The organism is Azospirillum sp. TSO5, from assembly GCF_003116065.1.
Classification (GTDB): domain Bacteria; phylum Pseudomonadota; class Alphaproteobacteria; order Azospirillales; family Azospirillaceae; genus Azospirillum.
Window position 1 is genome coordinate 1 of sequence record NZ_LGQY01000083.1, and the last position, 12,319, is coordinate 12,319.

At 66.2% G+C, this 12,319-nt stretch carries 7 protein-coding genes; 1 reads left to right on the forward strand and 6 read right to left on the reverse strand.

Features of this window, described 5'->3' with window-relative positions:
* The first annotated feature begins 975 nt into the window (after positions 1–975).
* Complete coding sequence (locus TSO5_RS20880) at positions 976–1,803, forward strand: class I SAM-dependent methyltransferase (protein ID WP_109153365.1); 828 nt, start codon at positions 976–978, stop codon at positions 1,801–1,803.
* A gap of 56 nt (positions 1,804–1,859) precedes the next feature.
* Here the strand turns inward: TSO5_RS20880 and TSO5_RS20885 are convergent, their stop codons facing one another.
* The 6 genes from TSO5_RS20885 to TSO5_RS20910 all read right to left on the reverse strand — a co-directional run bounded on the left by TSO5_RS20885 (position 1,860) and on the right by TSO5_RS20910 (position 12,281).
* Complete coding sequence (locus TSO5_RS20885; protein ID WP_199230966.1) at positions 1,860–5,408, reverse strand: class I SAM-dependent DNA methyltransferase; 3,549 nt, start codon at positions 5,406–5,408, stop codon at positions 1,860–1,862.
* A 385-nt stretch (positions 5,409–5,793) separates the two neighbouring features.
* Positions 5,794–6,693: a hydroxymethylglutaryl-CoA lyase gene (locus tag TSO5_RS20890; protein ID WP_109153366.1), complete on the reverse strand. Its 900-nt coding sequence runs from the start codon at positions 6,691–6,693 to the stop codon at positions 5,794–5,796.
* Positions 6,694–6,695: 2 nt separating this feature from the next.
* Positions 6,696–8,699, reverse strand: a complete 2,004-nt coding sequence (locus TSO5_RS20895) for an acetyl/propionyl/methylcrotonyl-CoA carboxylase subunit alpha (RefSeq protein ID WP_109153367.1) — start codon at positions 8,697–8,699, stop codon at positions 6,696–6,698.
* 5 nt (positions 8,700–8,704) lie between these two features.
* Positions 8,705–9,487, reverse strand: coding sequence for an enoyl-CoA hydratase/isomerase family protein (locus TSO5_RS20900; RefSeq protein WP_109153368.1), 783 nt, complete (start codon positions 9,485–9,487; stop codon positions 8,705–8,707).
* 10 nt (positions 9,488–9,497) lie between these two features.
* A complete protein-coding gene (locus TSO5_RS20905; protein ID WP_109153369.1) occupies positions 9,498–11,105 on the reverse strand; it encodes a carboxyl transferase domain-containing protein in 1,608 nt (535 codons plus the stop codon).
* Positions 11,106–11,147: 42 nt separating this feature from the next.
* On the reverse strand, positions 11,148–12,281 hold the full coding sequence (locus TSO5_RS20910) for an acyl-CoA dehydrogenase (RefSeq protein ID WP_109153370.1): 1,134 nt from the start codon (positions 12,279–12,281) through the stop codon (positions 11,148–11,150).
* Positions 12,282–12,319: the final 38 nt, after the last annotated feature.

A 12,319-nucleotide genomic window follows, 5' to 3' on the forward strand; every position in this document is an offset into this window, starting at 1 on the left:
GGGCGGGCGGGCCGCCGTCACGTCGGCTCCCCCCCAGGGTCCCACCGTGTTGGCCGGGCAGCCGGCCAGCAGCAGGACCGCGACCAGCAGGCCCGCATGTCGGCCCCGGCCGGCGGCGTAGGCGCCATACTGCGCCACATCGCGGAGGACTGCCGGCACGGTCATGGGGGCGGGCCTTTCAAATCCAAGGGAAACCGACATATCGGCATTAACACGGGACGAACCATTTCCATCTAGCCTGGAAGTCAACTTCGCGCGCTGGTTGGAGTTGGCCGCGTCTGATGTGCCTAAACTCAATCCAGTCTGGTTAATGGCGCGTTAAAGCCACAGCCCATACCCCCATTTTGTGAAAGCCCATCAATATTTTTCGAAGTTTCGTTTGATTTTCGAGCGATTTCGGCAGGGGTTGCCGGGGTCTTTGCTCAAAAGTGGTATGAAATTCGGCAAAATCCATTACGCGCTGACCGCTGCCCTGATGAAATGCGGAGCGGCACAGGACGTGACAGAAATGAGGCGGGAGGATGGCGGGGATTGGACCGGTTCGTGGCCGATGCCCAAATAACAGTCGGCCAAAAAAACAATCGGCGCCAAAAAACAATCGGCGGCGGAGCCACCCGGGTATGGCTCCGCCGCCGAACAGCCGGACGGGCAACAGGTCATGTGGCGGCGCGCGATTAGCGGCCGTGGGTCGTTGCCACTGGAACTCCAGCCGTGGTTCCGGCCGGCGCTCAGGCCGGTCGGCGTCGTGGGAACAATGCGTTTTCGGCACCATCCATCACGTCGATGATGATGCGCCGGACGCCCCGGACCGTCAAGTTTGTAGTACGTACAATTTAGGGTGCCGCATATCCGGATGATATCGGAAGGCCCGCCGTCGGCGGCAGCGGCGCTTTCCAAGGCGCAGTTGCCAGGATGCCCGGTCCGGCCGATGATTGGACACCCGCTGGGGCCGGGATCGAACCAGGGGAGGGCGGCATGTCTGTCGAGCAACGGGTGACTGAGCATTACGGGCGCCAGGACTTGGCTGCGGAAATCCTCGGCGCCTTGGAACGGGCGGGAAAGGACCTCTCCCGTCTGCGCCCCGACGACCTCGCGTCGATCGACGAGTTCCACATCCGCGGGCGCGAAGCCACCGCCGAACTCGGCCGGGCCCTCCGTCTGGACACGAGCACCAGGGTCCTCGATGTCGGCAGCGGCCTTGGCGGCCCCTCCCGCCACCTCGCCGATCTCTACCGCTGCCGGGTCGTCGGGCTGGACCTCACCGAGGAATACTGCCGCACGGCGACCGTCCTGGCCGACCGGGTCGGGCTGGGCGGCACCGTCGAGTATCTGCAAGGCTCGGCGCTGGACATTCCCCTGCCCGACGCCGGCTTCGACCGGGTCTATACCCAGCATGTGGCGATGAACATTTCCGACAAGCGGCGGTTCTACGCCGAGGTCGCGCGCGTCCTCAAACCGGGCGGCCTGTTCGGCCTCTACGATCTGCTCGAAGGACCGGGCGGTCCGGTTCACTTCCCGGTACCATGGGCACGCGACCCCGCCACCAGCTTCCTCGCCGCGCCGGATGAGCTCCGCGATCTGCTGAGCGGAAGCGGTTTCGAAATCATCGGTTGGCGGGACACCAGCGCGGAAGGCCGCGCGTGGTTCCAGCAGCTGCGCGAGCGGATCGAGCGCGACGGCCCGCCGACGCTCGGCTTCCACCTCCTTCTGGGCCCGGAGTTCCGCGAGATGGCGCGCAATCAGGTCAGGAATCTGGAGGAGCAGCGCATCCTCCCGACCGAGGTGATCTGCCGCAAGCCGTGATGGGGCAACTCCCCTCGCATCGGGATGCCGCGTCGGCGATTTCCCGACGCACCCTCCTAAGGGGCATAGAGGTTGTTGATCTGCCGGGCATGGCCGACTGACACCAGGATGTCGAGCAGTTCCTTGACCCGCGGTGACCGCGCGCCCTTGAACTGGCGGGCGAGGCTTTCGGCTTCGACGGCACGGCCGCAGCGGTTCAACGCCGCCATCAGGCTGTGGACCTGTTCGGTCGGCGCCTTCGGCCAGACGATCCGCTTCGCCGTGTCCGCCGCGATGTCGAGCGTCGCCGCGATCTGGACGGCGGCGCCCTGCCCCTTCGGATTCTGGTAGTCCGGTCGCAGCCAGCGGACGAGCCCGTCGCGTTCCTCGCGGTGGCGCTCGGCGTTCAGCGCCACGAGATTTTCCAGAATCCGCGCATCCTCCAGATCGGCGGGCCAGCCATAGGCGTCGGCCACCGCATGGTCGATCCGGCTGTGGAGGTCCAGCATCACGCCGACCTGCCCCAACTGGTAGATCTCCATCTCGCGCGCGGTCAGTTCCTCCCGGCTCCGCCCCTTTTCCAGGACATTGTAAAGCTCGGTCAGCGTCAGCTGGTCGGGATGCTCGGCCAGCACCCGCTTGCGATGAGCGTCGAGTTCCTCGGCAAGCCGACCGATCACGCGCTTCTGATGCGGCGTGGCGTTGGGGAAGGGGAAGGTGTCGAAGCAGCGGGTTTTGTTGTAGCGCGGATCGTTTCCAACCCCAAGCCATCCACCCGCAGCCAACGACCACTTCACATGGATTTTACTGCTTAAGACACCTAGAGCGTATTCTTCTCCGATCGCAATGTTGACCAACATATTGTCGGGAAGAATGATTTTCTCTAGGAACTGAAACAGTCTATGCTTTGCCGTCTCAACGGTCGATATATATCTAAACTGGCCGCAAAGCGCACGCCGCATCTCCTTTCTTGGTTCCCCAAATATCCACCAGTTCTCACGATACGACTGCCTGCTGTTGGAATCCCGCTCCGGCTTCACGCGGTCCAGCAACCACTGATAAACATCAGGATACTTCTGCCTGACCTCGGCTTCCGTCATGCCGAACAGGTCGATCACCATCAGTGCACGGGAGCGCCCGGTCAGATCACGGCCGTTCCGGTATTCGCGTATCCTCTCTTCCAATCCGGCAATCCGCCCCAGACCGAGGGCACGTGCCTGTGCCGGGGTGACGAGGAAGCCCGCCCCATGGAGTGACACACCACGTGAAGAGATCTTCCCATTCGATGCCAGCGGCTTCGCAGATGCGATATCCGCACCGACCGTGAGATCGCTTCTCACGATTCCGGTAAATGGCTTCAACTCGACGGAAACGGCTCCGTCATTATCGGGAGACGTTCCTTCGCGCACCACCGTCTTCAACAGGCCGGTCCGTTCGTCGTGCTCGACGAGCGCACCCACCGTCATCGCCACCCGCACGGCCGCCGCGCCCTGCCCGTCCGCCCAGGGGTGGTCCGGAACGGCGAAGGTCAGATACAGCGGCGTGTTCGCGTCCAGATGGCGTTGGATGACCCGGCGGCTGAAGGTCTGGGTGATGCTGTTGGTGGTGATGAAGCCGAAGCGCTTGGCCGCTCCCTTGCGCACCAGTTCGGCCGCCTTGTCCCACCAGTAGGTGACGAAATCGGCGCCGCCGGGCATCTGCGGATAGGCCTTCCTCAGCGCCTCGGCATAGCCGTCGCCCAGTTCGGCACGCAAATCCTTGCCGGCGATGAAGGGCGGGTTGCCGACGATGTAGTCGGCCTGCGGCCAGTCCGCGGGCTTGGCGCCGATATGGCGTTGCAGCGGGACCGTGCGGCTTTCATCCGGCACCTCCTGGCCGGTGAAGGGGTCGGTTTTCCAACTGACGCCGTCCCACTTCACCCGCGGTTGACCGGCCTCGTCCAGCATCGGCTCCACCCGGTCCCAGGTGAGCACCGCGTCGCACTGCCGGATGTTGTCGTAGGAGTGGAGGATCGGCTCGCTCAGGCTTTCCGGCCCGCGCTGGCGCAGGTGGCATTGCAGATGACCGATCCAGATCACCAGTTCGGCGATCGGCACGGCGCGGGGATTTTTCTCCAGCCCAAGAAGCTGATGCGGGCCGACGGTGTGCCCGGCAAGATCGAGATTGGCCTGCGTCCCGCCGCCGATTTCCTCCAGCGTCGCAATGACCTCCCCTTCCAGGGCCTTCATCTTCTCCAGGGCGACATAAAGAAAATTTCCACTTCCGCAGGCCGGATCCAGTATTTTGACGGAGCAGAGCTTCTGGTGGAAATCCTTGATCTGCTTGATCGCTTGCGCATGATCGTTCTTCTGCCGCGCAGTCTCGGCGATCACCTGCGCGTTCCGCCACTCCGCCATCAGCGGTTCGATGACCGCCGGCACCACCAGCCTTTCCACATAGGCGCGCGGCGTGAAGAAGGCGCCGTACTGGCTGCGCTCGCGCTTGCTCAACGCGTTTTCCAGCAGAGTGCCGAAGATCGCCGGCTCCACATTCTTCCAGTCGCGTGAACAGGCCGCGATCAATTCGCCGATCTCCTGTTCGTCGAGCGCCAGCGCCTCGGCTTCGCGGAACAGCCCGCCGTTGAAATGGCGGACGCGGGCGCGGATGGTGGTGTCGTGATCGCTGCCCGTGTCCATGCTGCGCCAGAAGGGTTCCAGATAGCGCGGCAGGAATTGCGGGTTCGGCCGGGCGTCGTTCAACACGCCGGTGAAGGCGCCGTCCGGCAGCAGCCCGACATTCTGCGCGAAGGCGGTGAACAGGCAGCGCATCAGGAACAGCGCGACCTGTTTCGGCTCGTAGCGCTTTTCCAGGCTCTGCGCCAGCCGGGCGAGGCGCTGCGCGATGTCCCGCGTCACCTCGGCCCGCCGGGCACTGGGGTCGAGGCTTTTGGGCGCTTCCCAGATTGCCTTCAGCCGCGCGCGGATCTCCGGATCGGCGAGATCCGCCAGCCTGATCCGGTGCGACCGGCTGTCGGGGAAGGGCATGTAGGCCTTGCCCAGCCCGGTGAAGTCGGCATAGGTCTCGATCACATGCCCGACATCGACGACGATCAGGAAGGGCGGCCAGCCGTGATCGGTCGGCAGCGCCTTGGCATAGCGTTCAGCCTGGGCGCGCGCCTGCCGCATCAGCCGGTCCCATGACGGCCGCGTCCCAGCGGGCGGGGGACTGTGGGGCAACCCGCCGAACAGGTCGCCGCCCTCCTGCCCGCCGCGCTGGCGTTTGCGCGACTGCTTGGCCTCCAGAACAAAACAATCCCGCTTGTAGCAGTCGAGATAATTGTTCCGCCCGTCGTCGCCCTCCAGATCGAGCGCCCGAACCCTCTTCTCATAGACGTAATTGTTGAGCGCGTCCTGCTCCGACGAGGCTTCCGGCTCCGCCGTGCCGATCAGGGCACAGAGCTGGTTGATGAATTTCTGGTAGTTGGCGCGCTCCGACCCGCCCTTGTCGCTCCAATATCTGATGAAGGCTTCGGGGGATTGGTGTGCCGCTTCATCGGCGGGAATGCCTTTGCGGTCAGCGCCAGGACCGGTATAGGCATCAAAATGCGACCTTGACCCGGTTTCCCCAACCACCACAGACGATGCCATACCATCCCCACCGACAAATTCCCCAAATACGAGAAATTCGACCGTGAGATAGATACTTTCACGCCGTCAAAGCCTTCCTGGTATCACTTCAAATCGTCAAGACTGAATGCATAAATCGCGTCATTCGGTGGAAGCTATCCGCAGGGTTGATGACCACATTCCTTGCACAACGAGGACTCAACGGAAAAATACGACCGACTCGGCAAGAGTAATGCCATGGTGTGCATTGAATCTACTATCTCTGATTTTCAAATATGATGCAGAAAACACTAATGTTCCGCAGTAAAAACCTGCAACATCCATATGCATTACCTTGCCGCCCCCCAAAATACGAAAGGGCCGCGCCCCCTTTCGGAAGCGCGACCCTTCGTTGCCGAAGGTTCCCTCACGCACAACCACGAGCGCGGGCCACCTTCGATGCGGTGGGGCGGCCGATGGCGTCGCTGATGAACGCCCCGGCCGCAATCAGCCTGTCCAGATCGACCTCGGTCTCGATGCCCAGGCCGTTCAGCATATACAGCACGTCCTCGCTCGCCACGTTGCCGCTGGCGCCCTTGGCATAGGGGCAGCCGCCGAGCCCGGCGACGGAGCTGTCGACCACCGCCACGCCCATCTGCAGGGCGGCCAGGATGTTGGCCAGAGCCTGCCCGTAGGTGTCATGGAAATGGACGGCGATCTTCTCCACCGGCACCCGCTCCGCCACCGCGGCGATCATCGCCTGCGCCTTGGTCGGCGTGCCGGTGCCGATGGTGTCGCCCAGCGAGACCTCGTAGCAGCCCATGGCGAACAGCCGCTCCGCCACATCCGCCACCGCCTTCGGCGCGATCTCCCCCTCATAGGGGCAGCCGAGCACGCAGGAGACATATCCCCGCACCGGCACGCCCGCCGCCTTGGCCTGCTCCATCACGGGGGCAAAGCGGTCCAGGCTCTCGGCGATGGAGCAGTTGATGTTCTTCTGGCTGAAGCTTTCCGACGCGGCACCGAACACCGCCACCTCGTCGGCTTTGGCCGCCAGCGCACCCTCCAGCCCCTTCAAATTCGGCGTGAGGGCGGCATAGCGCACACCGGGCTTGCGCGTGATGCCGGCCAGCACCTCGGCGCTGTCGCCCATCTGCGGCACCCATTTGGGCGAGACGAAGCTGGCGGCCTCGACCACGCTCAAGCCGGCATCGGACAGGCGGTTGACCAACTCCACCTTCACCGCCGTCGGCACCATCGACTTTTCGTTCTGGAGGCCGTCGCGCGGGCCGACCTCCACCATGCGGACGAATTTGGGCAACTGCATCGTCAGGCCTCCGCGATGTCGAGAACCAGAAGGTCGACGCCTTCCGACACCTGATCGCCCGCCGCGAAATTCACGGCGCTGACCGTGCCGGCCGCCGGGGCCTTGATGGTGTGCTCCATCTTCATGGCTTCCAGCAGCATCAGCGGCGCGCCGGCCTCCACGCTCTGGCCGGCTTCGACCAGCACGCGGACCACGGTGCCCGGCATCGGCGCGGTCAGACGGCCGGAGCCGCCCTCCTGCTCCGCCGCGCGGGCGCTGGGGTCGTCCAGCGTCAGGCGGGACACCGCGCCGTCGATCAGCACGGTGATGTCCAGCCCCTGCTGCACCACGGTGGCGCGGGTGCGCATGCCGTCCAGCGTCGCGGTCAGCAGGCCGTCCGACAGACTGACCCCGGTCACCGGCATCGGCTTCCCGCCATCGACCGCGACCTCGTAGCCATCGCTGCGGAAATGCAGCGTCACCTCGCGCGCGGTGTCGCCGTCCATCAGGCGCAGGTCGTAATGGTTCTCCTCGTTCAGCCGCCAGCCATTGGCGAGCAGCCAGGGCGAGTAGCGATCCGACCGGGCGCGCAGCGCCGCCTGGGCCTCCTCCCGACGCTTCAGCAGCACCGACAGGGCGGCGGCGGCCAGCGCCTTGTCGGCGACCGGGGCCGGCGGCGGCAGCAGGTCGGCGCGGTGGCGCTCGATGAAGCCAGTGTCGATCTCCACCGCCTTGAAGGCCGGATGGCCGGCGATGGCGCCGAGGAAGCCGACATTGGTGGTGACGCCGACGACCTCATACTCGGCCAGTGCCACCCGCAGGCGGCGCAGCGCAGAGTCACGGTCCTCGTCCCAGACGATCAGCTTGGCGATCATCGGGTCGTAATACATCGTCACCGAATCGCCCTCGCGGACACCGGTGTCGACGCGGACATGCTCGTTCTCGGCCGGCGGGCGCAGCCGCACCAGCTTGCCGATGGCCGGCAGGAAGTCGCGCTGCGGGTCTTCCGCGTACAGCCGCGCCTCGAAGGCATGGCCCCGGCGGGTCAACTGCTCCTGGCGCAGCGGCAGCTCCGCCCCGGCGGCGACACGCAGCTGCCACTCAACCAGATCGAGCCCGGTGATCTTCTCCGTCACCGGATGCTCCACCTGCAGGCGGGTGTTCATCTCGATGAAGTAGAAGCCGCCATCCTCATAGAGGAACTCGACGGTGCCGGCGCCGACATAGTTCACCGCCTTGGCGGCGGCGACCGCGGCCTCGCCCATGCGGCGGCGGAGGTCGTCGGGCAGGTTCGGGGCCGGCGCCTCCTCGATCACCTTCTGGTGGCGGCGCTGGACCGAGCAGTCGCGCTCGAACAGATAGACGCCGTTGCCGTGGGTGTCGCAGAAGACCTGGATTTCGACATGGCGCGGCCGGCCGAGATACTTTTCCAGCAGCAGGCTGTCGTCGCCGAACGCCGCCTTGGCCTCGCGCTGGGCGCCGGCCACCGCATCGGCCAGCTCGTTGGCGGCGCGCACCACGCGCATGCCCTTGCCGCCGCCGCCGGCCGACGCCTTGACCAGCACCGGATAGCCGATGCGTTCGGCCTCCGCCGACAGGGTGGCGAAGTCCTGGTCGGTGCCGTGATAGCCCGGCACCAGCGGCACGTCGGCGTTCGCCATCAGCCGCTTGGATTCCGCCTTGGAGCCCATGACGCGGATGGCGTCGATCGGCGGGCCGATGAAGACGACACCGGCCTCCGCACAAGCCGCGGCGAAGCCGGCATTCTCCGACAGGAAGCCATAGCCGGGATGGACGGCCTGCGCCCCCGTGCGCTTGGCCACGTCGAGGATGACGTCGCCGCGCAGATAGCTTTCGCCGACCGGGGCCGGGCCGATGCAGACGGCCTCGTCGGCCATCTGGACATGCATCGCCTTGGCGTCGGCCTCCGAATGGACGGCGACGGTCTTGATGCCCATGCGGCGGGCGGTGCGGATGACCCGGCAGGCGATTTCGCCGCGGTTGGCGATCAGGATCTTGTCGAACATGTGGATCAGCTCCGCCAGGACGGGGTGCGTTTGTCGAGGAAGGCGCCGACGCCCTCCTTGCCTTCGGCGCTGGCGCGCTGGCGGGCGATGCGCTCCGCCGTGTCGCGCACCACGTCGTCGGTCAGCGGTCGGCGGGCGACGGCGCGGATCAGCTCCTTGGCGGCGGTGACCGCCGTGGGGGCGCTGTCCATCAGGTTCTTCACCGTCTTCGCCACCGTCTCTTCCAGCCCGTCGGCATTGGTCAGCTCATGCAGCAGACCGATGCGATGGGCCTCCGCCGCGCTGAACCGCTCGCCGGTCAGGAAATAGCGGCGGCAGGCGCGCTCGCCGATGGCAGCGATGACATAGGGGCTGATGGCGGCGGGGATGATGCCCAGCCGCACCTCCGACAGGGCGAAGGTGGCCGTCTCGACCCCGATGGCGATGTCGCAGGCCGAAACCAGCCCGACGCCGCCGCCGAAGGCCGGCCCCTGCACCACGGCGACCGTGGGCTTCGGGCATTCGTCCAACGTGCGCAGCATGGTGGCGAGGCCCATGGCGTCGGCCAGATTCTCCTCGCGGGAGTAGCCGGCCATCTTCTTCATCCAGGACAGATCCGCCCCGGCCGAGAAGCTCTTGCCCACCCCGCGCAGCAGGACGACGCGCACCGCCGGATCCTCACCCACCTGCCGGAAGGCGGATGTGAGGTCGGCGATCACCTGTTCGTTGAAGGCATTGTGCACGTCGCCACGGTTCATGGTGACGGTGGCGACGCCGGTGTCGGCAACCTCGATCAGAATGTCGCTCATGCTCGCCCCCTCACATCCGGAAGACGCCGAAGGGCGTCTTCGGCACCGGCGCGTTGAGCGAGGCCGACAGGCCGAGGCCCAGCACCATGCGGGTGTCGGCCGGGTCGATGATGCCGTCGTCCCACAGCCGGGCGCTGGCGTAATAGGCGTGGCTCTCGCGCTCGAACTGGGCGCGGATCGGCGCCTTCAACGCCTCCTCGTCCTCGGCCGACCACGGCTTGCCCTGGGCCTCCATGGCGTCGCGCTTGACCTGGGCCAGCACGCCGGCCGCCTGCTCCCCGCCCATGACCGAGATGCGGGCGTTCGGCCACATCCACATGAAGCGCGGGCTGTAGGCGCGGCCGCACATGCCGTAATTGCCGGCGCCATAGCTGCCGCCGATGATGACGGTGAATTTCGGCACCTTGGCGCAGGCGACCGCGGTGACCAGCTTGGCGCCGTCCTTGGCGATGCCGCCGGCCTCGTACTTGCGGCCCACCATGAAGCCGGTGATGTTCTGCAGGAACACCAGCGGGATGCGGCGCTGGCAGCACAGCTCGACGAAATGGGCGCCCTTCAGGGCGGATTCGCTGAACAGGATGCCGTTGTTGGCGATGATGCCGACGGGATAGCCGAAGATATGGGCGAAGCCGGTGACCAGCGTCGTGCCGTAGAGCGGCTTGAACTCGTCGAAGCGCGACCCGTCGACCACCCGCGCGATCACCTCGCGCACGTCGAACGGCTTGCGGGCGTCGCTGGGGATGACGCCGTACAGCTCGCGCGGGTCGAAGGCCGGTTCCTCCGGCTCGCGCAGGTCGAGGTCGATGTGCTTGGCCCGGTTCAGGTTCGACACCACGCGGCGCGCCATCGCCAAGGCGTGGGCGTCGTTCATCGCGTAATGGTCGGTGACGCCCGAGGTGCGGGAATGGACGTCGGCACCGCCGAGATCCTCCGCCGACACCACCTCGCCGGTCGCGGCCTTCACCAGCGGCGGGCCGCCCAGGAAGATGGTGCCCTGGTTGCGGACGATGATCGCCTCGTCCGACATCGCCGGGACATAGGCGCCGCCGGCGGTGCAGCTTCCCATCACCACGGCGATCTGCGGGATGCCCTCGGCCGACATGTTGGCCTGGTTGTAGAAGATGCGGCCGAAATGGTCGCGGTCGGGGAAGACCTCGTCCTGGTTCGGCAGGTTGGCGCCGCCCGAATCCACCAGATAGATGCAGGGCAGGTTGTTCTGCTGCGCGATCTCCTGCGCCCGCAGGTGCTTCTTGACCGTCAGCGGGTAGTAAGTGCCGCCCTTCACCGTCGCGTCGTTTGCGACGATCATGCACTCCTGCCCGGCGACGCTGCCGATGCCGGCGATGATGCCGGCCGACGGAATGTCGTCGGCATAGACGCCATCGGCGGCCAGCTGCGACAGCTCCAGAAACGGCGAGCCGACGTCGAGCAGCTGGCGGATGCGCTCGCGCGGCAGCAGCTTGCCGCGGGCGAGGTGCTTTTCACGAGCCTTCGCGCCGCCGCCCTGCTGGATGGCGGCGACCTTCCGGCGCAGATCGTCGACCAGCGCCTGCATGGCGTCGGCATTGGCCTGGAACTCGGCGGAGCGCGCGTTCAGGGCGCTCTTCAGGACGGTCATGCCGTCTTCCTCCCGGTTTGGCGGTCTTGATTGCGGACTGTGTTACTGAACAAGCGCGCGGCTGATGACCAGCCGCTGGATGTCGCTGGTGCCTTCATAGATCTGGCAGACCCGGACGTCGCGATAGATGCGCTCCACCGGGAAATCATTCAGGTAGCCATAGCCGCCATGGATCTGGATGGCGTCGGAGCAGACCTTCTCCGCGATCTCCGAGGCGAACAGCTTGGCCATCGCCGCTTCCTTCATGCAAGGCACCCCGGCATCGCGCAAGGATGCGGCATGCAGCACCATCTGGCGCGCGGCTTCCACCCGCGTCGCCATGTCGGCGAGGCGGAAGGCGATGGCCTGATGCTGGATGATCGGCACGCCCATGCTCTGGCGTTCCTGGGCATAGCGGATGGCGTGGTCGAGCGCCGCGCGCGCCATGCCGACCGACTGCGAGGCGATGCCGATGCGCCCGCCTTCCAGGTTCGCCAGCGCCACCTTGTAGCCGGCGCCCTCGGCCCCGAGCATCAGGTCGGCGGGAACCCGGCACTCCTCGAACACGATCTGGCAGGTGTCGGAGCAGTGCTGACCCAGCTTCTCCTCGGTCCGCGCCACCTGATAGCCGGGGGTGTCCGTCGGCACGATGAAGGCGCTGAGCCCCTTCTTGCCGGCGGCCGGATCGGTCACCGCGAAGACGATGGCGACGTCGGCCTGCGAGCCGGAGGTGATGAACTGCTTGGTGCCGTTCAGCACCCAGTGATCGCCATCGCGCCGGGCACGGGTCTTGATGGCGGAGGCATCGGAACCCGCCTGCGGTTCGGTCAGGCAGAAGGCGCCCAGCATCTCCCCGCGCGCCATCGGCTTCAGGAAGCGGTCCTTCTGGGCGTCCGTGCCGAACTTCAGGATCGGCATGCAGCCGACCGAGTTGTGGACGCTCATGATGGTGGACACCGCGCCGTCACCGGCGGCGATCTCCTCGATGGCGAGCGCGTAGGCGACATGGTCGGTGGCGGCGCCGCCGAACTCCTCCGGCACCAGCATGCCCATCAGCCCGAGTTCGCCCATCTCGGCGAGTTCCGCCTTGGGGAAAGCGCCGCTGCGGTCGCGCTCGGCGGCGGTCGGGGCGAGCCGGTCCTGCGCGAAGGCGCGGGCCATGTCGCGGACCATGGTCTGTTCTTCGGTCAGGTGCATCGGACGTTTCCTCGGGCGATGGTTTTTGTTGGTGGCGT